Genomic DNA, 19,568 nt, shown 5'->3' with positions numbered 1-19,568 from the left:
GTGCTCTTTCCTGGGTGCTCTCGTGTCTACTCTTTGGTGACCCGCATGACCTCTTCGAGCGAGGTCACGCCCTCACGCACCAGCCGCTCGCCGTCTTCACGCATCGAGCGCATGCCGCCGGCTTCGGCGGCGACGAACACCTGCGATTCCGCCGCGCGGCTGTGGATCAGCGCGCGCACCTTGTCGTCAGCCACCATCAGCTCGTAGACGCCGGTGCGGCCCTTGTAGCCGGAGTTGCCGCATTCGCTGCAGCCCACCGGATGCCAGCGGCCCTTGGCGTCCTGCTTCTTGCAATGCGGGCACAGCTTGCGCACCAGGCGCTGCGCCAGCACGCCCAGCAGGCTGGAGCTCAGCAGGAAGGGTTCGATGCCCATGTCGGTGAGCCGGGTCACCGCGCTCGGCGCGTCGTTGGTGTGCAGCGTCGCGAGCACCAGGTGGCCCGTCAGCGATGCCTGCACCGCGATCTGCGCGGTCTCGAAGTCGCGGATCTCGCCGATCATGATGACGTCCGGATCCTGCCGCAGGATCGCGCGCAGCGCCTTCGCGAAGGTCAGGTCGATCTTCGCGTTGACCTGCGTCTGGCCGATGCCGCCGAGTTCGTACTCCACCGGGTCTTCGACCGTCAGCACGTTGGTGCTGCTGGTGTCGACGCGGCCGAGCGAGGCATACAGCGTGGTGGTCTTGCCGGAACCGGTCGGGCCGGTCACCAGCACGATGCCGTGCGGCTGCTGCACCAGCCTGTCGAAGCGTTCGAGCGTGTCGCCGCCCATGCCCAGGCCTTCGAGCGTGAACTTGGATTCGCCCTTGTCGAGCAGCCGCAGCACCGCGCGCTCGCCGTGCGAGGACGGCAGCGTCGACACCCGCACGTCGACAGCGCGGCCGCCGATGCGCAGCGAGATGCGGCCGTCCTGCGGCAGCCGCTTCTCGGCGATGTCGAGCTCGGCCATGATCTTCAGCCGCGAGATCAGCGCGGCATGCAGCGCCTTGTTCGGCTGCACCACCTCGCGCAGCGTACCGTCCACGCGGAAGCGCACCGAGCTCGAACGCTCGTAGGGCTCGATGTGGATGTCGCTCGCGCCGTCTTTCGCGGCCTGCGTCAGCAGCGCGTTCAGCATGCGGATGATCGGCGCGTCGTTCGAGGCTTCCAGCAGGTCCTCGATGGCCGGCAGGTCCTGCATCATGCGGCTCAGGTCGACCTTGCTCTCGACCTCGCCGATGACCACCGCCGCGCTCGATTCGGCGCCGGCGTAGGCGGCGGCGATGCGGTTGACCAGCGTGGCCGACGGCTCGCGCTCCAGCGCGTCGATCGAGTACAGCCGCAGCACCTCGCTGAGCGCCGGCATCGACACCGTCTCGGGTGCCCACAGCACCAGGCGCTCGCCGTCGTCTTCGAGCAGCAGCGTGTGCGCCTTCGCGTAGGCGTAGGGCAGGGGGTGGCGTGCGCCCATGGCCTTACTGCCCCGGCTCGCTGGCGGCCGCGTCGGGAGCCGAAGCGCCCGATGCCGGCGCCGCGGGCAGCGCTGGATTGCGGATCGGCTTCGGCGGCGGCGCGCTCAGCGCCTTCGGCGAATCCTGCAGCGTGTTCAGCGGCGGCAGCACCGGCGATTCGTTGATCGGCGTGATCCAGCTGTTGCGCGGCTGCTCGGCCTTCTGCTGCGCGCGGATCGTCTCGTAGCGGTCCAGCGAGACGGCGTTCGAGGTGGCGGCATCGCGCATCACGATCGGGCGCAGGAACACCATCAGGTTGGTGCGCGTCTTCTGGCGGTTCTGGCTGCGGAACAGCGCACCCAGCACCGGGATGTCGCCGAGCAGCGGCACCTTGTTGTTGGTCTCGGTGTACTTGTCCTCGATCAGGCCGCCGAGCACGATGATCTCGCCGTCGTCGACGACCACGGTCGATTCGATCGAGCGCTTGTTGGTCGACGGGCCGGCGCTGGTCGTGCCGGGTGCCACCTTGTCGGACAGGCTGGACGACTCCTGGAAGATCGTCATGCGCACCGCTCCGTTCTCGCCGATCTGCGGCTTGATCTTCAGCGTGATGCCGACGTCCTTGCGCTCCACCGTCTGGAACGGGCTGGTGGTCGCGGTGCCGGTGTTGGTGAACTGGCCGGTGATGAACGGCACGTTGCTGCCGACGATGATCTTCGCTTCCTCGTTGTCGAGCGTGATCAGGTTCGGGGTCGAGATGATGTTGCTGTTCGTCTGGCTCTGCAGCAGGTTGGCGATCGCCGCGAGGCCGTACTGGCCGGCGAACTTGCGGATCACGCCGATGTTGAAGCCCTCGCCGAGGCCTGCGGCCACGCCGGTCGCATCGATCTGGACCAGGTTGCCCTTGCCGCTCTTGGGCGTGAAGTTGGTGCCGCCGACGATGCCGGTGGAGTCGCCGCTCTTGCCGATCAGCCCCTGCCACTGGAAGCCGGCTTCGGCCGCGTTGTCGCCGGTCACCTCGACGATCATGCTTTCGATGTAGACCTGCGCGCGGCGCGAATCGAGCTGGTCGATGACGGCGCGCAGTTGCTTGTAGACCGGCTCGGGCGCGGTGATGATCAGCGAGTTGCTGGCCGGGTCGGCCTGGATCATGCCGCCGGTCGACGGCGCGGCCGACGGCGTGAGCGGCGCGACCGCCTGCGGGCTGCCGCCGCCTTGCTGGTTCGGGTTGGCGGCCTGCGACAGCGCGGCCGTCGGCGAGCTGCCGCCACCGCCTCCGCCACCGCCGCCGGTCGAGCTGAACGCCGCGCGCAGCACGGTCGCGAGCTTCACCGCATCGCCGTTCTTCAGGTAGACGACGTAGATGTTGCCCATCGGGTTGTCGCCGACCATCGGCTTGTCGAGCTTCTCGATCACCGCCTTGATGTTGGCCATGCGGGCCGGCGTGGACGCGCGCACGATCAGCGCGTTGCTGCGGGCATCGACCAGGATCGACGAGGTGGCGCCGCCGCCGGGCACGCCGCCCTGCACGCCGGTGCCGCCGTCGCTCAGGCGCTGCACGACGGTCGCGAGGTCGGTGGCCACCGCGTACTTCAGCGGGATGATCTCGACGTCGCCGGAGCTCGGCGTGTCCATCGCGGCGATGATCTTCGCGATGCGCGTCAGGTTGTCCGCGTAGTCGGTGATCACCAGCGTGTTGTTGCCGGGGTTCGCGTTGATGGTGTTGTTCGGGCTGATCAGCGGACGCAGCACCGGCACCAGGTTGTTCGCGTTCTCGTGGCTCAACTTGAAGATCTGCGTCAGCACCTGGTCGCCCTGGCGCGACACCGAGCCGACCGACACGGTGCCAGATTGCAGCTTCGCATCGGCCTCGGGCACGACCTTGAACAGTCCGCCGACCTCGACCACCGTGAAGCCCAGGCCGCGCAGCGCGGCCAGGTAGTTCAGGTAGGCCTCGCGCGGCGTCATCGGTTCTTCGCTGAACAGCGTGATCGTGCCCTTGACGCGCGGGTCGACGACGAACTGCTGCTTCAGGATCGCGCCCATCGCGCGCGACACGCCTTCGATGTCGGCATTGACGAAGTTGAGGGTGACCGGTTCGCCCTTGAAGCGCGACGGCGCCGGCGTGGCGGGCTGCTGCGCCAGCACGACCGGGAACGCCCCGAGGTTGGTCGTCAACAGCGCGGCCACCAGCGCGCCGACGAGCGGGCGTCGCGGCTGGAGCAGAGGGGAGTGGCGCTTTTTCATGCTCATCCGATCGAAATGACGGACACGGCGCCGTTGCGCCGCCCGATGATGTTCAGCAGGTTGCTCAGTGCGGCTTCGTCGCCGCTGTTCGCACGGGCCTCGCCGCGAAAGCGCACGCCATTGGCGCCCACGCTGCCGTTGCCCGAGAGTTGCAGCGCGCCGTCGAGCGTCGTCAGGCTCAGCTGCGACGGGCCGCCGCCCGCGTTGCCGGTCAGCGACAGCCGGTAGCTGCCCAATGTTTCCAGCGTCGACACGCGGGATGCGGCGCCGATCAGTTCGACGTCGGCCCGGCCGTTCAGCAGCCAGCGGCCTTGCACCCATTCCATCGTCAGCCCCGGCGACACCAGGCGCAGCGCGCCGCCGAGCTGCAAGGTGTTCCACGGCGTGCCCAGGCCGCCGAGCAACGCGCCCGGCCACTGGCCGGTCCAGCCGGCCTGCGGCATCAGCGTCATCGACAGCCGGCCGAAGCCGGGCTTGATCTGCAGCGCGACGCTGCCGTTCAGGCAGCAGGCCTGGCGCGCGACCAGTTCGAAGCCGAGGCCGCGCAGGCCGAGCGACCAGTCGAGCCGGCCCGGCAGCGCCGCGGCATCGCGGCTGCCCGGACCGCCGGTCAGCACGACCACCGCGCTGCCCGACCAGACGGTGCCGCGCGCATCGGCCAGCAGCACGCGCTGGCCGGAGGCCGATTCGATCGCGCCGGCCAACCAGCTGGCGGGCGCGAAGGCGACCAGCCCGAACAGCAGGCCGAGCATGGTGCCGGCGATGCCCCAGCGCGTGGCGGCACCGCGCGACTGGTCCCAGGCCAGTTCGGCGAAGGTGGATTCCTGCCAGGCCGACGGGCTCAGGCTGGCGGCGAAGCGGCGCTTGCCGACTCGTTTCGGCACGTTGCGCCCGAGCGGGCGCAGGAACGGACGGGTGGCCATCAGGCGCCCCCTCCGAAGCTCACGAGGATGGTGCCGGCGTAGCCCTGCGGGCCGCGCGTCAGTTGTGCATCGACCGGCCGCGCGCGCGCGCCGCTGCGGGCTTCGCCGAGCCAGGAGCGCAGCTTCTCGCCGGAGACGCCGGTCAGCGTCAGCGTCGCGCGGTCGCCCTGCACCGAGATCCTTCCGCGGTCGCCGAGCCGGTCGGTGGCGGACTTGAGCGCCTCGGCCGCCTGCTGCGGCGACACCGGCGCGACGCCGCGCAGCTCGCGCACTTCGCCGGCCAGGCGCTGCATCGATTGCAGCTGGGCGTCGAGCGCGTCGAGCGTGGCCGGCGCCTCGCGCAACACGCGCAGCGCCGGCGCGACCGCGATCATCCAGACGATCAGGATGCCGACGCAGACCAGCGCGGCGCCGGCGCCCAGGCGCTCGCGTGCGGCCAGGCCGCTCCACATCGTGAGGAACTGGGTGCGGGCAGCGGCCAGCGGGGCCGGCAGCGCCAGCCGCGAGGCACCCTGGGAACGGGAGGGGCGGGCGGTGCTCACAGCGGGCGTCCTGGCGTCGTGGCGGGGGCCCGGCTGATGGTCAGCCGGCCATCGACCGACTCGACCTGCCAGCCGGCGGGGGTCAACTGGTTGCGGAACTGGTCGATCTGCGGCGGGCTCCAGCCGGCGGCCGCGAGCGTCAGCTTGCCGGGCTCGTACTTCAGCGTCTCGACCGGCGGGCGATCGGGCGGCCAGGCCGCTGCGGCGGCCTGCAGCATCGGCTCGAAATCGGTTTCTCCAGGACGGCCGGCCAGGGCGCGCAGCGTGTCGGTCTCGCGCTGCATCTGGGCCGGCGCGTCGAGCACCGCGCGCACCTGCGGGTAGGCGGTCTGCACCACGGCGACCATCGCCTGCCGGCGCGCCGAGATCGCCGAGCTCTGGTGCGCGGCCCACAGGTTCAGTCCGAGCAGCTGCACGACGACAAGGGTGATCAGCCCGTAGCGCAGCGGCCGCCAGGTGGGGGTCAGGAACTTGCGCCAGCTGTCGCGCAGCGCGCGCGTGCCGCGGTTCTTGCGGGCCAGCGAGAACTGGCGAAGGTTCCACAGCGAGCGCGAGGCCTGCAGCGCGCGCTGGGCCGGCGTCATCACGGTGATCGGGTTGCCGAGCCAGCGCTCGGCGGCAGTCGCCGCGGCCGGCGTGGCGCTCCAGCGCGCGCCGTCGGGCAGCGGCTGCGGCAGCAGCGCCCGCGCGAGCGTGCCCTGCAGGCTGACGAGCGCGACGCCGTCGTGGTGCGACCAGCTCAGCGTGATGCCTTCGGCACCGCGCGTACCTTGCGGGTCGGCGGCGCCTTCGGCGAAGTGGCCGGTCGGCGGATCGTCGGGCCAGGCCACCGGCACGACGCGGTCGACGAAGACCTGCGCCTTCTCGAGCGCGGCCAGTTCGCCGGTGAGCCACAGGCGGTCGACCGCGGCGATCCAGGTCGGCTGGCCGGCGGTGGCCTCGGGCGCGACGGCCAGGTGCACGCCTTCGGCGTCGTCGAGCAGCGCTTCTTCGAGCACGCCGGTGAGGGCGGCGCGCAGCCGCGCGGCGGGCGCCTTCGGCAGCGTGATGCGGTGCCAGCTGATGTCGGTGTCGGCCAGCACCGCGACGACGACGTTCGCCTTCGGCAGCAGCGACGCGGCGCAGCGGCCGTGGGTGGCCATCGACAAGCCGTCGGGCGACATCGCGTAGACGTACTCGGTGCCCGTGCCGTCCACGCCGGCCGGGCCCTGGGCGCTGGCGCGCAACCGGGGGCGGGGCGGGATCTGGATGACGAGTGTGCTCATGGGGGGCGCGATGTTGGCTGCGGCATTGTAGGCATGCGGCGCGCGCAAACCTTAACAAATCAACGACTTACAGTGTCTTGTTGTAGTAGTTCCTGCGACAGCGTGGCGACGCTGTCCATGCTTGTCAATTGCTGTTGTCCATCGAGCTCACGCGTTCTCGCGACAACGGGGTGACGGTGGTGCCGCGGCGTTCGACCACCGAGCGCTGTTCGAGCACCTGGTCGGCCAGCCGCAGCCGGCCGCGCACCTCGAAGTAGCTGGTGTTCACGCCGACCTGCGCCGGATTCAGATCGGGCGCGGTGCCCGGCAGCTGCGACTTGACGTCGGCCGGTGTCTTGAACGGCGTGCGCAGCCGGACCTGCACCAGCCGCTCGGCGGTGCCGAGGTCGACGCCCGGGATCACCGCGGCCAGCACTTCCTTGCTGGCGGTGTTGGCGTTGATCGGCGTGCGGGTGGGCAGGATCGTGATGTAGGGTTCGAGCCGGGCGAGCGCAGCGGCATCGACGCCGAGCCAGACCAACTGGTCGAAGCGCTTCGGCAGCAGCGGCGCATTGGCAGTGCCGGTGGGCGCGCTGGCCCCAGGGGCGGGCGGCGTCGCCTGCAGCAGGCCCTTCGCGAGGTTGTCGGCCACCGTCACCGCGACGTTGGCGCGCTCGCACAGGCGGCGAAATGCCAGCAGGTCGGGCTCGCTGATCTTGCCGCCGTCGACCAGGTTGCTCAGGTTGAAGCGCGCCTGCAGGTCGGTGATGCCGCCGGACAGGAAGGCGTCGGGCGCGTCGTCGGTGTTGTCCTTGTCGGCGGCCAGGAAGGTCGACAGCCGCGCTTCCTCGAGCGGCACGGCCCACGGTTCGCCGAGGTTGTCGGAGCCGCCGGACTTGGCGTCTTCCTTCAGGATGATGCGCGACCAGTCGAGTGCGCCCGACAGCATCCACGCGGACTGCGAGCGCGAGCGCTCGGCCGTTTCGACCTGCACCGCCCGCCATTGCTGCCAGACCATCGACACCGCGAGCGTCGCGATCAGCGTGACGATGATCATCGCCATCAGCAGCGCGGCTCCGCGCTGCGACGAGGCCGAGGGAGCGGGGCGGCGCGTCATTGCGGGCCGATCGTCACGTCTCGCGTGACATTGCCGGAGAAGCCGCTGCCTTCGCCGAAGCTCAGCACCAGGCGCACGCCCTGCGGCAGCGGGGTGGTGATGCCGGACGGCGGGTTCGGCTGCCCGCCATTCGGCTGCCCGTTGTTCGGCTGCGTGGGGTCGGCGCTGGACTGCGCGTTGGTCCAGGCGTTGCCGCGGTAGTAATACACCTGCCAGTCGGACAGGCCGGTCAGCGTCCGCAGCTGGCCGACCTCGCTGCCGAGGAACTGCTGGCTCGACATCCAGTTCTGCTGCAGTTCGCTCGCCGTCGTGACGACCGGGCCGGCCCAGCGCAGCCAGGTGCCGCCGCGCAGCGACCAAACCACCATCTGCAGGCCGCCGGGCACGCGGCGCGAAACGCGCATCGACGCCCCGTCGAAGGCCATCGCGCTCGGCAGCACGCCGCTGTCCTGCGCGTTGTCGAGGTCCTGCTCCCACTGCGCGAGCACGCTGCTGACGCGCAGCACCTGCTCGAGCCGCTGCTGGCTCGCGGTGCGCGCCCGCACGATGCCGTCGACGCCCTGCCACGACATGATCGCGACGATCGCCATGATGGTCATCGCGACCAGCACCTCGATCAAGGTGAAGCCGCGGGTGCGGCGGCGACGGGGCAGGTGCGGCGTGTCCATCAGCGCGGCAGGATGGTCGAGAGCGTCAGCACCGGCTGGTCGTCCTCGTTGAAGATCTGCGCATCGACGCGCCGGAAATTCGGGTTCGGCGTCGGCCGCGTCGCCTGCTTGCCCTTGTAGCTGGCGCCGAACTGGTCGCAGCTGAATTCGGCGTCGCCGACGCTCGGGAAGGTGTGGCTGAGCTTCAGCCCGGTGAGCTGGTTCTCGGCGCACCACTGGGCCGCGGTGACCTCGACCAGGCGTTGCGTGTTGTTGGTCAGCGCGCCCGCGGCCTTGATGCCGGCGCCGAGCGTGACCGCGATGATGGCCAGCGCGACCAGCACCTCGATCAGCGTGAAGCCGGACGCGGTGTCGCGCTGCGCGCGGTGGCGGGTCATGGTTGCGCGACCTGCTCGTTGTCGAGCACCACGAACGGGCCGAGCCCGTCGGTGCCGAGCGCGACGTTCTGGTCGTCGAGGTGCAGCACGATGCGCTGGGCGCCGATCAGCGGTTCGGGCCCGAGCACGATGGCCTTGGCGCCGGCGATGTCGGCCGTGACTTCCGGCGTCAGCCACTTGGTCGGCAGGTCGTTGGTGGTCGGCAGGCCGACGAAGCGGAAGCCTTCGGCGGCGTTGGGTTCGGCCGCGCGCGGCAGCCAGGTCACCGCGATGCCCGATGCGCGCGAAGCGGCACGCGCCGATTCGAGCAGCGCAACCAGCCGCGCTGCTTCATGGTCGAGCCGGGTGCTGGCCGGATTGCGGATCGACAGGCTTGCGACCGCCGAGGCGATGGCGATCAAGGTCACCACCACCAGCAGTTCGATCAGCGTGAAGCCGCCCGCATGCGCCCGGCGCGCCAGCACCGGGCCGCGGCACGGGTCATTGCCAGGAGCCAACTTCGGCGTCTTTGCCTTCACCGCCCACCTGGCCATCGGCACCGAGGCTGTAGACATCGATCTCGCCTTTCACGCCCGGGTTGGCGTATTGATACGGCTTGCCCCACGGGTCGTTGGGCAGCTTGTCGAGGTAGGGCTTCCAGTTCGGCGGAATGGTGCCGGTGGTCGGCTTGACGACCAGGGCCTGCAGGCCTTGTTCGCCGGACGGGAAGCGCTGGTTGTCGAGCTTGTAGAGCTTGAGCGCCTGCATCAGGTTGTTGACGTCGGTGCGGGCGGCGGTGACGCGCGCTTCGGCGGCGCGGTCGAGCACGTTCGGGACGATCAACGCTGCCAGCACGCCGATGATCACCAGCACGACCATCAGTTCGATCAGCGTGAAGCCGCGCTGGCGGCGAAGGGATTGAAGAGAGGGGCGGGTCATAGGCGTGTCTGCAACAGAGGTGTCAGCAACAATCACGTTACCGTTCGGAGGTGAACGATCAATCATAATCGTCGAATGACTGCGAGATTGTCGGCATTCGTAATCTGGGCCCTGGTGGCCGGATCCATCGTGTTCTGGGGGATGCGCCTCTTCGTGCGGCCGACCCCTGCGCCCTCCAATGCGGTGACGGTGGCGACCTCCGTGGGCTTGCGGGGCGACCTGACACGCCTGCTCGGTGCCGAGCCGGTCGCGGCCGTCGCCGAAGTGTCGCCGGCGGCGAACCGCTTCAAGCTGATCGGCGTGATGGCCGCGAAGACCGGACCCGAAGGTTCGGCCCCGGGTGTCGCGCTGATCGCGGTCGACGGCAAGCCGGCCCGGGCATTCCTCGCCGGTGCCCGTGTCGACGAGAACTGGGTGCTGCAGACGGTGAGCCTGCGCACCGCGTCGATCGGTCCGATGCAGGGCACCCCGGCGCTGGTGCTGGAGATTCCGGCGCTGCCGCCGCCGGCCACCGGCAGCCTGCCGCCGGTCGACACCGCATCGATGCAATCGAACCCGCCGCCGATGCAGCCGGCCGCGCCCCAGATGCAGCCGGCCCCGCCGATGCCCGCGGTGCAGGGCAGCGTGCCGCCGCCGCCGACATCGCAATCCAAGGGCGGCGGCATGGGGCGCCCGCGCCCGCCGTACGCCAAGCCCGGCGAGACGGCGCGCTGAGATGACGACCCCTCGGTCGACGGTACGTCGACCGATCCCCCAGGGGATGCGGGCCGGCAAGGTCCACGAAGTGGGCCTCTACGTGGCCCATGGCGGCCCGGCGCTCGGTCCGCGGCTCGCTTGACTCAGTCGCGGGTGAAGCGACCCGGCCCGGAGATGTTGCCCGGACCGAACTCCGCAGGCAGCGACGGTCCCGGATCCTCGCCTTCGGCCACCTCCGTCAGCAGCGCCGCGGCGCTGCGCACCAGCGGCCATGCCAGCGTCGCGCCGGTGCCGTCGGTGCTCTCCATGCCGAGTTCGAGCAGCGCGAGCGCATGGAACAGGCCCAGCGTCTGCGTCAGGCCCGGGTGGGTGTGGCTGCGGCAGAAGACGCAGTAATCGGTGACGGTCGGCGCGATGCGCGACGCCACCATCAGCGCGGCGCAGGCCGGCACGCCATCCGCCATGATCAGGTGGCGCTTGCTTGAGGCGACGAGCATCACGCCGACCATCATCGCGATCTCGAAACCGCCATACGCCGCCAGCACCTCGACCGGATCGGTGACGTCGCGGTGACGCCCCTGCGCGCCCTGCAGCACCATCAGCAAGCGGGCTTCGTGGTCGGTCCGCGTGCCGGGGCCACCGAACACCAGGTCGCGGATCGGCTCGCCGGACAGCCCCGACAGCACCAGCGCCGCGCTCTCGTGCGAGCCGACGCCGACACCGGCGCAGGCGATCACGTTGCCGGGCAAGGCATCGGCGATCTCCATGCCGGCGCGGATCGCGGCATGCGCCTGGTCGAGCGTCATCGCGACGTTGACCCGCGCGTTGCGCGTGCCGTGGGCGATCTTGCGGGCCATCAGCCGCGGGTGCGGTGCCACCGCCTCGGCGACGCCGCAGTCGACGACACTCAGCTCCAGCCCCTGGATGCGCGCGAACACCGACACCGGCAGCTGCGAGGCCAGCAGGTTCTGCACCAACCGGGCCGTCGACGGCTGGCCGACCGGGCTGATGCCGTCGACCGCCAGGCCGTGGTCGGAGGCGAACAGCGCGATCTGCGGCGAGCTGAAGCGCGGCTTCAGCGTGTTCTGGATCAGGCCCAGGCGCACCGCCAGCGGTTCGAGCTCGCCCAGGTTGCCGGTCACTTCGCTGCGGCGCTTGAGCTTCTCGCGCAGTGCCTGCTCGAGAAGCGGATTGGCCGTGGGAGAGATCAGTGATCGGTTGACGGACATGGGCAGGTTGTTGGGGCGTGCCGCAGAGGTCGTCATGGAATTCGCCCCGGCGTCGCCGTCACTTCGTTCGCTTCGATTTCGACTGTCGAGCGTGGATTGTGGGGCAGCGTTCGCCGCCGCGGCAATGCCGTGTCACCCCTAGACTGCATGGGCGTTGCGAGCACGGTAGGGCTCAGCGCAGGAACAGGCGGTAGACCGGGTTGTCGGTCTCGTCGACGCACGGGTAGGCGAGACCCTCGAGGAATTCCTTGAAGGCCTTGCGGTCGCCGCGCGGCAGCTGGATGCCGACCAGGATGCGGCCGTAGTCGGCGCCCTGGTTGCGGTAGTGGAACAGGCTGATGTTCCAATCCGGGTGCATCGACGACAGGAAGCGCATCAGCGCGCCCGGGCGCTCGGGGAACACGAAGCGGTACAGGCGCTCGTCTTTCGCCAGCTCGCTGCGCCCGCCCACCATGTGGCGCACGTGCTGCTTGGCCAGCTCGTCGTCGGTCAGGTCGACGGTGGCGAAACCCTGCTTGCCGAAGCTGCGCGCGATCTTCATCGACTCGGCGCGGTTGCTGGTGGCCAGGCCGACGAACACATGGGCCTGGTTCGCGTCCGAGATGCGGTAGTTGAATTCGGTGACGCTGCGCGCGCCGATCAGCTCGCACAGGCGACGGAAGCTGCCGTGCTCTTCGGGGATCGTCACCGCGAACAGCGCCTCGCGTTCTTCGCCGACTTCGGCCCGTTCCGCGACGAAGCGCAGCCGGTCGAAATTCATGTTGGCGCCGCAGGTGATCGCGACCAGCGTGCGGCCCTTCAGCTTGTGCGTCTCGGCGTACTGCTTGATGGCGGCCACGCCGAGCGCGCCGGCCGGTTCGAGGATGCTGCGGGTGTCCTGGAACACGTCCTTGATCGCGGCGCACACTGCGTCGGTGTCGACCAGAACGAAGTCGTCGACCAGCTCGCGCGTCAGCCGGAAGGTCTCTTCGCCGACCAGCTTGACCGCGGTGCCGTCGGAGAACAGGCCCACGTCGTTCAGTTGCACGCGCTTGCCGGCCTTGACCGAGCGCAGCATCGCGTCGGAATCGGTGGTCTGCACGCCGATCACCTTGATCTCGGGCCGCACCGCCTTGATGTAGGCGGCGATGCCGGAGACCAGGCCGCCGCCGCCGATCGCGACGAACACCGCGTCGATCGGCCCCTGGTGCTGGCGCAGGATCTCCATCGCGATGGTGCCCTGGCCGGCGATCACGTCCGGGTCGTCGAACGGATGCACGAAGGTCAGGCCGCGGCTCTTCTCGAGTTCGAGCGCGTGCACGTAGGCGTCGGAGTAGCTGTCGCCGAACAGCACGACCTCGCCGCCGAGCGCGCGCACCGCGTCGATCTTCACCCGCGGGGTCGTCACCGGCATCACGACGACTGCGGCGCAGCCGAGCTTGTGGGCGCCGAGCGCCACGCCCTGCGCATGGTTGCCGGCCGAGGCGCAGATCACGCCGCGCTTCAGGGCCGCCGGTTCCAGGTGCGCCATCTTGTTGTACGCGCCGCGCAGCTTGAAGCTGAACACCGGCTGGCTGTCCTCGCGCTTCAGCAGCACCTGGTTGCCGACGCGCTTCGAGAGGCTGCGCGCGATCTCGAGCGGCGTCTCGTCGGCCACGTCGTAGACCTTGGCGGTCAGGATCTTCTGCAGGTAGTCGGAGAGGCCGAGCGGCGAACCGGCGGCTTTGACGGGCGCGGGGCGCGGCGATTTCTTCGGGCGAGCGGCGCCAGCCATCGGGAGACTCCTCGGAGGGTTGTTCTTGGGGGGCGCCGGATGATACGTCAGTGGTCGCCAACCGCACGCCGTGCGCGCGGCCAAGAAAAAAGCCCAAGTCATTGCTGACTTGGGCTGAATCCACCAATGGAGGAGGTGGAGGAGACAAACGGTGATGTCCCGGAAGACATCGATTGCGCGAGTGTAGCCGCAGTGATGCTGCGCTGCAATATCCGTGAGGGGGATCGGTGGCCGCGCAGCACTTGTGGTCGTGACGGGATGCACAATGCCGGGCGCCCGCTGGGGCGGTTTGCCGAAGGCTGGAGTCGAACGATGGAATGCACGATCAACTGGATGCCCGCGACCGGGATGGGCATGGTCGCCGAGACCGGCAGCGGCCATGTGTTGCTGATGGACGGCGCGCCGGACGGCGGGGGCCGCAACCTCGCGCCGCGGCCGATGGAAACGGTGCTTGCCGGCACCGGCGGCTGCACCGCCTACGATGTGGTGCTGATCCTGAAGCGTGGCCGGCACGAGGTGACCGGCTGCCAGGTGAAGGTGCAGGCCGAGCGGGCGCCGGTCGATCCGAAGGTCTTCACGAAGATCCACCTGCATTTCGCCGTCAGCGGCAAGGGCTTGCCGGCGTTGGCGGTCGAACGCGCGATCCAGATGTCGCACGACAAGTACTGCTCGGCCACCATCATGCTGGCCGAGACGGCCGAGATCACGACCAGCTTCGAGATCGTCGAGGCCTGAGCCGCGTCCGGCCCGATCGCGTCAGATGCGGTGCGCGGTGGCCGTCATGACGCGTGCCGCCAACCGCATCGCGGTGCGTACTGGCCATGGCAATGCGACGCCGCCGGCATGGCGCGCGTCGTCGGCATGCCGAGCTTCGTCGTCCTTCATCTGCTGCACGATGGCGCGCGATGCATCGTCCGCGGCGGGCAGCTGCTCGTTGTGGCCCGCCAGGTGCGCCTCGACCTGGCGCTCCGTTTCGACGATGAAGCCAAGGCTGATGCGGTCGCCCGCCAGGCCGGCCACCCAGCCGATGCCGAACGCGCCGGCGTACCAGAGCGGGTTCAGCAGGCTGCGGTGCGCCTGCAGTTCGACCAGCCGCTGGTGTGTCCACGCCAGGTGGTCGGCCTCTTCCCGCGCGGCGGCCTCGCAGTGCGTGCGCAGCGCCGGATCGCGCGCCGTCAGCGCCTGCGCCTGGTAGAGCGCCTGCGCGCAGACCTCGCCGACGTGGTTGACGCGCATCAGGGCGCCGGACAGCTGCTGCTCGGCCTGCGTCAGGGTCGGCAGCGTGCGCGCCGGCGTGGGTTTCGATGCGGCGCCGGGTGTCGATGCCGCCAGGGTTCTGAGGGCGCTGTCGGCCGCGCCCAGCCATTGGTCGACGCGCGACAGCGAGCGGCCGGAAGTTGCGATGGAAGCCATGGGTGCAGGATACCGAATGGGCGCGAATGAACGCTCGCGCGGGCATGAGCCAGCGCAGCAAGCATGCTTTCGTGTCGATTCCGTGCACGTTGTGCTCAGACAACAAATGGCCCCAATGCAGCGCCACGAGCCTTTGCTTACATGCCGCGCTCTGGTGCAATACGGCAACTTCCACTGAGGAGGTTGGCTCGGTCTGTCCCCGGCGGGGATTCTGGTGACCGGGACCTCTTGTTCAACTTAGGAGATCGTCGCAATGAAAAAATCTCTACTCGTTCTCGCAGCTCTCGGCGCATTCGCTGGTGCAGCTTCGGCGCAATCGTCGGTCACGCTGTTCGGTATCGTCGACGTCAACGCCCGCTACACCAAGAACGGCGATCTGAAGGTCAAGTCGCTGAGCACCGACGGCATCAACAGCAGCCGTCTGGGCTTCCGCGGTATCGAAGACCTGGGTGGCGGCCTGAAGGCTGGCTTCTGGCTGGAAACGAGCTTCGGTGCAGATACGGGCTCCGGCGGCACCACCAGCGGCAACTCGACGAACAGCACGAACCGCTTCTGGCATCGTCGTTCGACCGTCAGCCTGCTTGGCAACTTCGGTGAAATCCGCCTGGGTCGCGAACTGACCGCAACCTACACGGGCTTCGCTGACTACGACGTGATGGGCACCAACGGTGTCGGCGACGTCGGCCACTTCAACAACCCGACCACCGTGGGCGCGCCCCTCGTCGACACGGTCACCCGTGCCGACAACATGGTGAGCTACTACACCCCGGCAATGGGCGGCTTGTACGCCCGCGCCTCGGTGGCCGCTGGTGAAGGCACCCCCGGCAAGAAGCACATCGCTGGCCGCATCGGCTACGCTGCTGGTCCGCTGGACGTGTCGGGCTCCTACGGCACGACCGATGCCAACGCAGCTGAAGACAAGTACAAGAAGGGCAACATCGGCGCATCGTACGACTTCGGCGTCGTCAAGGTCCTGGGCTTTGTGTCTCAAGCCAAGTTCCTGAATGCCAAGCAGAACGTGATCGACGTCGGCGTCTCGGTGCCGGTCGGTGCGAGCACCTTCCGTGCTGGCTATGTCCGTGTCGATGCCAAGGGCACGAACGCGGCCAACCAGAGCATCGATGCCAACGACGCGAACCAGTTCGCACTGGGCTACCAGTACGACCTGTCGAAGCGCACCGCGCTGTACAGCACGTACGCCCAGATCAAGAACAAGGGTGCTGCCGCCTTCACCGTGGCAACGCCCCCGGCAGCTGTTGCCGGCCAGAAGTCGCAAGGCTTCGAAGCTGGTATCCGCCACTCGTTCTGATCTCAGCGGCACAGCTTGCTGTGCCACTTTGATGCAGTTCGTTCAAAGGCCGCCCTCGGGCGGCCTTTTTCATGGGCGTGTCGCCTGAGTGACACGAATTGACACAACAAGAACGATCGGCGCTTTGTCGCAATCAAGGTTTACGCCAGTGAACGCGCAGCAACAAGGAAGCGCACGACCGTGCTGCTTCCGTGACAATTAATTCAACAAGAATTGGTTTGCTACCAACAACAGGAGACAACTGTGAACAAGACGATCTTGGTGACTGCGGCACTCGCTGCGATGGGTTCTTCGGCATTTGCGCAATCCAGCGTCACGATCTACGGCATCGTCGACGTGGCCGTGCGGCACACGTCGAACGAACAGAATGCCGGCGGCGACGAGGGCATGTGGCGGGTGATTGGCGGCGGCATGTCGCAAAGCCGCCTCGGCATCAACACCGTCGAGGACCTCGGTGGCGGCATGAAGGCGCTGGTCAACCTGGAGCACCGGCTGCTGCCTGACAACGGCACGCAGCCCGCCGCCCAGTTCTGGCAGCAATCGTGGGTCGGCTTGCAGACCGGCTTCGGTCGTGTGTCCCTGGGCAGGCAATACAACGTGCTGTTCGACGTCGTCACCAGCACCTACGCGTCCTACCCCTATTCGCCGTACTTCGAGGCCTACAAGCCTGAGATCGGTTTCGCGGTGGGCGCGCGCTCCGACAACATGGTCAAGTACCTGATTGAAGTCGGCCCGGTGCGTGCCGCGCTGCAGGTGTCGGCCGGCGAAGGGTCGCCCACCGGTGGGAAGACCGTGGGTGGCTACCTGCGCTATTCAGACAGCGGCATCGGCGCTGGCGTGGGCTACGAAGAATACGAATTCGCCTCGGAGAAGAAGTTGAAGGCCTCGACCATCGGTGCGTCGTACAAGACAGGCCCCTGGTACTTCAATGTCGGCTGGGGCGAGAACAAGGTCGACTCGGGTCTGACGGCCACCGACAGGGCGACACTTGGCGCCTTCTGGACCGGCACGGCCAACGGTGGCTTCGGCGGCGCAGCCTTCCTGGCGGCCGACAAGCGCCAGATCTGGACCATCGGCACCAACTTCCAGGCGACGACCGAACTGAACCTCGGCGTTCATTACTTCCATGCGAAGCAAAGCGGGCCGCTGGCGTCGGCCGACGCCACCGCGAAATTCCTGACCGCCGCTGCCGACTACGCGCTGTCCAAGCGCACCGATGCGTACCTCGAAGTCGACACCACCAAGCTGAGCGGCAGCGTCAGCCTGAACGGCGCCGGCGGCGCGGCCAACGGCGCCCAGAAGCGCAACGGCTTCACGATCGGACTGCGCCACCGCTTCTGATCTCCGACGCGTTTCGCAAGCCAGGGCCGCCATCGAGCGGCCCTTTTTTCATGCGTGTGCAGACGCCGGGCCCCTCGTTTGCCCGAGGCGGTTCGGAAGTTGCTTCGGAAGTAAAGTCACGCGGGATCCCTTCACGCACGCATGCTCGCCTTCATCATTCGCCGGTTCCTCCAAGCCATCGTCGTGATGCTGTCGGTGGCCTTCATCTCCTTCATGCTGTTCCAGTATGTCGGCGACCCGGTCACCAACCTGCTCGGACAGGAGGCCACGCCCGCGCAGCGGGCACAGTTGCGCGCCGATCTGGGGCTCGACAAGCCGTTTCCGATCCAGTTCGCACGCTTCGTCGGCAATGCGGTGCAAGGCGAGTTCGGGCTGAGCCTGCGCCAGGGCCGCAAGGTGTCGTCGCTGATCGTCGAGCGGCTGCCCGCGACGCTCGAGCTTTCTTTCACCGCCGCAGTGATCGCGCTGGCGATCGGCATTCCGTTCGGCGTTTATGCTGCGCTGCGCCGCGGCAGCTTCCTGTCGCAGTCGCTGATGACGCTGTCGCTGCTCGGCGTGTCGTTGCCCACGTTCCTGATCGGCATCCTGCTGATCTATGTCTTTGCCGTCACGCTGAAGTGGCTGCCGAGCTTCTCGCGCGGCGAGGTGGTCGCCTTCGGGGCGTGGACCTCGGGCTTCTTCACCGTCGACGGCTGGAAGCACCTGATCCTGCCGTCGGTCACGCTCGCGGCCTTCCAGTTGACGCTGATCATGCGGCTCGTGCGCTCCGAGATGCTCGAGGTGCTGCGGGCCGATTACATCAAGTTCGCCCGCGCGCGCGGCCTGCCGAACCGCGTCGTGTACTTCTCGCATGCGCTGCGCAACACGCTGGTGCCGGTGATCACGATCACCGGGCTGCAGCTCGGCGCGCTGATCGCGTTCGCCATCATCACCGAGCAGGTGTTCCAGTGGCCCGGCATGGGGCTGCTGTTCATCCAGGCGGTGACCTTCGCCGACATCCCGGTGATGGCGGCGTACCTCTGCCTGATCGCGTTGATCTTCGTGGTGATCAACCTGGTCGTCGACCTTCTCTACTTTGCCGTCGATCCGCGCCTGCGCGTCGAACGCACGGCAGGAGTGCACTGATGCGCGAATCCGCACCCCTGGCCGCCTCGGGCGCCTACCAGCGGCTGGCCGGCTGGCAGTCCGAGTTGATGGCATTCCGCCGCGACCTGCACGCCCATCCGGAGCTCGGCTTCGAAGAGGTGCGCACCGCCTCCAAGGTGGTCGAGGCGTTGCGGGTCTGCGGCGTCGACGAGATCCACACCGGCATCGGCAAGACCGGCGTGGTCGGCGTGATCCACGGCAGCCGGGCGGCCGGTGCCAACGGCTCGAACGGTGTGGCTGTCGCGAAGTCGATCGGCCTGCGCGCCGACATGGACGCGCTGCCGATGCGCGAGGAGAACGACTTCCCGTGGCGCTCGGCGACGCCGGGCCTGATGCACGGCTGCGGCCACGACGGCCACACCGCGATGCTGGTCGGCGCGGCGCGCTACCTGGCCCAGACCCGCCAGTTCGCCGGCGACGTGGTGCTGATCTTCCAGCCGGGCGAGGAAGGTTTCGCCGGTGCGAAGGCGATGGTCGACGACGGGCTGTTCGACCGCTTCCCGGTCGACTCGGTCTATGCGATGCACAACTGGCCGAGCATGCAGCCCGGCTGCATCGGCCTGAACATGGGCGCGATGATGGCCGCGGCCGACCGCGTCGAGATCACCGTCAACGGCCGCGGCGGCCACGGCGCGCACCCGTACATGGCGATCGACCCGGTGCTGGTCGCCGCGCACATCATCACCGCGGCGCAAAGCCTGGTGTCGCGCAGCGTCAACCCGCTCGACAGCGCCGTCGTCAGCCTGTGCGCGATGCAGGCCGGCGACCTTGGCGCATTCAGCGTGATCCCGCGCCAGGCCAAGCTGATGGGCACGGTGCGCACCTTCAAGCGCGAGGTGCAGGACATGATCGAAGAGCGCCTGGGCCGGCTGGCCGAATCGATCGCGCTCGGCTTCGGCGCGACCGCGAGCCTCGACTACCAGCGCGTCTACCCGGCGACCATCAACACGCCGCGCGAGGCGGCCTTCGCGGCCGATGTCGCCGCCAGCCTGGTCGGCGAGGACAAGGTGGTGCGCGAACTGGTACCGAGCATGGGTGCCGAGGACTTCTCGTTCATGCTGCAGGCGCGCCCCGGGGCCTACCTGCGCATCGGCCAGGGCGGCGAGGGCGGCTGCTTCCTGCACAGCACCCGCTACGACTTCAATGACGAGATCCTGCCGCTCGGCAGTGCCTTGCTCGCGACGCTCGCCGAGCGCGCGATGCCGCTGTAGCCGCCG

The 19,568-nt window shown here is 68.7% G+C and carries 19 protein-coding genes; 6 read left to right on the top strand and 13 right to left on the bottom strand.

All coding sequences use genetic code 11. The annotated features are described in order from the left end of the window. Nucleotides 1-26 precede the first annotated feature (26 nt). From gspE to gspG, 10 genes are all read right to left on the bottom strand, one after another. Nucleotides 27-1,448 (bottom strand): type II secretion system ATPase GspE, encoded by a 1,422-nt coding sequence (gspE, locus tag FHT26_RS08855; RefSeq protein ID WP_168559778.1) that lies wholly within the window; start codon nt 1,446-1,448, stop codon nt 27-29. A gap of 4 nt (nt 1,449-1,452) precedes the next feature. Then, a complete protein-coding gene (gene gspD, locus FHT26_RS08850; protein ID WP_168559777.1) occupies nt 1,453-3,681 on the bottom strand; it encodes a type II secretion system secretin GspD in 2,229 nt (742 codons plus the stop codon). Further along, nucleotides 3,678-4,598, bottom strand: a complete 921-nt coding sequence (gene gspN, locus FHT26_RS08845) for a type II secretion system protein N (RefSeq protein ID WP_246867804.1) — start codon at nt 4,596-4,598, stop codon at nt 3,678-3,680. Before gspN ends, gspD begins: the two co-directional genes overlap by 4 nt. Continuing rightward, nucleotides 4,598-5,140, bottom strand: a complete 543-nt coding sequence (locus FHT26_RS08840) for a type II secretion system protein M (RefSeq protein WP_349238115.1) — start codon at nt 5,138-5,140, stop codon at nt 4,598-4,600. The genes gspN and FHT26_RS08840 overlap by 1 nt, the downstream gene beginning before the upstream one ends. Beyond that, the gene (gene gspL, locus FHT26_RS08835; protein ID WP_168559776.1) at nt 5,137-6,405 is read right to left on the bottom strand and encodes a type II secretion system protein GspL; all 1,269 of its coding nucleotides are present in this window, start codon (nt 6,403-6,405) and stop codon (nt 5,137-5,139) included. Before gspL ends, FHT26_RS08840 begins: the two co-directional genes overlap by 4 nt. Before the next feature lie 124 nt (nt 6,406-6,529). After that, complete coding sequence (gene gspK / locus FHT26_RS08830) at nt 6,530-7,501, bottom strand: type II secretion system minor pseudopilin GspK (RefSeq protein ID WP_168559775.1); 972 nt, start codon at nt 7,499-7,501, stop codon at nt 6,530-6,532. Continuing rightward, a complete protein-coding gene (locus FHT26_RS08825) occupies nt 7,498-8,169 on the bottom strand; it encodes a prepilin-type N-terminal cleavage/methylation domain-containing protein (RefSeq protein WP_168559774.1) in 672 nt (223 codons plus the stop codon). The genes gspK and FHT26_RS08825 overlap by 4 nt, the downstream gene beginning before the upstream one ends. Next, entirely contained in the window at nt 8,169-8,546 is a 378-nt protein-coding gene (gspI, locus tag FHT26_RS08820; RefSeq protein ID WP_168559773.1) for a type II secretion system minor pseudopilin GspI, read from the bottom strand. Before gspI ends, FHT26_RS08825 begins: the two co-directional genes overlap by 1 nt. Then, nucleotides 8,543-9,043, bottom strand: coding sequence for a prepilin-type N-terminal cleavage/methylation domain-containing protein (locus FHT26_RS08815; protein ID WP_246867803.1), 501 nt, complete (start codon nt 9,041-9,043; stop codon nt 8,543-8,545). Before FHT26_RS08815 ends, gspI begins: the two co-directional genes overlap by 4 nt. Continuing rightward, nucleotides 9,027-9,464, bottom strand: a complete 438-nt coding sequence (gspG, locus tag FHT26_RS08810; RefSeq protein ID WP_168559772.1) for a type II secretion system major pseudopilin GspG — start codon at nt 9,462-9,464, stop codon at nt 9,027-9,029. The genes FHT26_RS08815 and gspG overlap by 17 nt, the downstream gene beginning before the upstream one ends. 75 nt (nt 9,465-9,539) lie before the next feature. On the opposite strand from gspG, the gene FHT26_RS08805 reads away from it, so the two are divergent. Further along, nucleotides 9,540-10,178: a hypothetical protein gene (locus tag FHT26_RS08805; RefSeq protein WP_168559771.1), complete on the top strand. Its 639-nt coding sequence runs from the start codon at nt 9,540-9,542 to the stop codon at nt 10,176-10,178. Between the two features lie 125 nt (nt 10,179-10,303). Here the strand turns inward: FHT26_RS08805 and FHT26_RS08800 are convergent, their stop codons facing one another. Both FHT26_RS08800 and ilvA read right to left on the bottom strand, forming a co-directional pair. Then, complete coding sequence (locus tag FHT26_RS08800) at nt 10,304-11,389, bottom strand: nicotinate-nucleotide--dimethylbenzimidazole phosphoribosyltransferase (protein WP_168559770.1); 1,086 nt, start codon at nt 11,387-11,389, stop codon at nt 10,304-10,306. Nucleotides 11,390-11,561: 172 nt separating this feature from the next. Next, a complete protein-coding gene (gene ilvA, locus FHT26_RS08795) occupies nt 11,562-13,142 on the bottom strand; it encodes a threonine ammonia-lyase, biosynthetic (RefSeq protein ID WP_168559769.1) in 1,581 nt (526 codons plus the stop codon). 312 nt (nt 13,143-13,454) lie between these two features. Between ilvA and FHT26_RS08790 the strand changes: the two genes are divergently transcribed. Beyond that, nucleotides 13,455-13,877, top strand: coding sequence for an OsmC family protein (locus FHT26_RS08790; RefSeq protein ID WP_168559768.1), 423 nt, complete (start codon nt 13,455-13,457; stop codon nt 13,875-13,877). Between the two features lie 21 nt (nt 13,878-13,898). Here the strand turns inward: FHT26_RS08790 and coq7 are convergent, their stop codons facing one another. Then, the gene (gene coq7, locus FHT26_RS08785) at nt 13,899-14,555 is read right to left on the bottom strand and encodes a 2-polyprenyl-3-methyl-6-methoxy-1,4-benzoquinone monooxygenase (RefSeq protein WP_168559767.1); all 657 of its coding nucleotides are present in this window, start codon (nt 14,553-14,555) and stop codon (nt 13,899-13,901) included. 253 nt (nt 14,556-14,808) lie between these two features. On the opposite strand from coq7, the gene FHT26_RS08780 reads away from it, so the two are divergent. From FHT26_RS08780 to FHT26_RS08765, 4 genes are all read left to right on the top strand, one after another. Further along, entirely contained in the window at nt 14,809-15,864 is a 1,056-nt protein-coding gene (locus FHT26_RS08780) for a porin (RefSeq protein ID WP_168559766.1), read from the top strand. Nucleotides 15,865-16,107: 243 nt separating this feature from the next. Then, entirely contained in the window at nt 16,108-17,205 is a 1,098-nt protein-coding gene (locus FHT26_RS08775; protein WP_349238114.1) for a porin, read from the top strand. Between the two features lie 141 nt (nt 17,206-17,346). Next, a complete protein-coding gene (locus FHT26_RS08770; protein ID WP_056817260.1) occupies nt 17,347-18,330 on the top strand; it encodes an ABC transporter permease in 984 nt (327 codons plus the stop codon). Next, nucleotides 18,330-19,562 (top strand): M20 aminoacylase family protein, encoded by a 1,233-nt coding sequence (locus FHT26_RS08765; RefSeq protein ID WP_168559765.1) that lies wholly within the window; start codon nt 18,330-18,332, stop codon nt 19,560-19,562. The genes FHT26_RS08770 and FHT26_RS08765 overlap by 1 nt, the downstream gene beginning before the upstream one ends. Nucleotides 19,563-19,568 lie beyond the last annotated feature (6 nt).

Origin of the sequence: Rhizobacter sp. SG703 (assembly GCF_012275445.1) — a bacterium.
Taxonomy (GTDB): Bacteria; Pseudomonadota; Gammaproteobacteria; order Burkholderiales; family Burkholderiaceae_C; genus Rhizobacter.
Note: the sequence above shows the minus strand (reverse complement) of the source record. Positions and strands in the feature narration are given on the sequence as shown.

Excerpts from the sequence above, each read along its gene's own strand:
- gspE (WP_168559778.1), bottom strand. The coding sequence starts at position 1,448 with ATGGGCGCACGCCACCCCCTGCCCTACGCCTACGCGAAGGCGCACACG.
- gspD (WP_168559777.1), bottom strand. The coding sequence starts at position 3,681 with ATGAGCATGAAAAAGCGCCACTCCCCTCTGCTCCAGCCGCGACGCCCG.
- gspN (WP_246867804.1), bottom strand. The coding sequence starts at position 4,598 with ATGGCCACCCGTCCGTTCCTGCGCCCGCTCGGGCGCAACGTGCCGAAA.
- gspL (WP_168559776.1), bottom strand. The coding sequence starts at position 6,405 with ATGAGCACACTCGTCATCCAGATCCCGCCCCGCCCCCGGTTGCGCGCC.
- gspK (WP_168559775.1), bottom strand. The coding sequence starts at position 7,501 with ATGACGCGCCGCCCCGCTCCCTCGGCCTCGTCGCAGCGCGGAGCCGCG.
- FHT26_RS08825 (WP_168559774.1), bottom strand. The coding sequence starts at position 8,169 with ATGGACACGCCGCACCTGCCCCGTCGCCGCCGCACCCGCGGCTTCACC.
- gspI (WP_168559773.1), bottom strand. The coding sequence starts at position 8,546 with ATGACCCGCCACCGCGCGCAGCGCGACACCGCGTCCGGCTTCACGCTG.
- gspG (WP_168559772.1), bottom strand. The coding sequence starts at position 9,464 with ATGACCCGCCCCTCTCTTCAATCCCTTCGCCGCCAGCGCGGCTTCACG.
- FHT26_RS08805 (WP_168559771.1), top strand. The coding sequence starts at position 9,540 with ATGACTGCGAGATTGTCGGCATTCGTAATCTGGGCCCTGGTGGCCGGA.
- FHT26_RS08800 (WP_168559770.1), bottom strand. The coding sequence starts at position 11,389 with ATGTCCGTCAACCGATCACTGATCTCTCCCACGGCCAATCCGCTTCTC.
- ilvA (WP_168559769.1), bottom strand. The coding sequence starts at position 13,142 with ATGGCTGGCGCCGCTCGCCCGAAGAAATCGCCGCGCCCCGCGCCCGTC.
- FHT26_RS08790 (WP_168559768.1), top strand. The coding sequence starts at position 13,455 with ATGGAATGCACGATCAACTGGATGCCCGCGACCGGGATGGGCATGGTC.
- coq7 (WP_168559767.1), bottom strand. The coding sequence starts at position 14,555 with ATGGCTTCCATCGCAACTTCCGGCCGCTCGCTGTCGCGCGTCGACCAA.
- FHT26_RS08780 (WP_168559766.1), top strand. The coding sequence starts at position 14,809 with ATGAAAAAATCTCTACTCGTTCTCGCAGCTCTCGGCGCATTCGCTGGT.
- FHT26_RS08770 (WP_056817260.1), top strand. The coding sequence starts at position 17,347 with ATGCTCGCCTTCATCATTCGCCGGTTCCTCCAAGCCATCGTCGTGATG.
- FHT26_RS08765 (WP_168559765.1), top strand. The coding sequence starts at position 18,330 with ATGCGCGAATCCGCACCCCTGGCCGCCTCGGGCGCCTACCAGCGGCTG.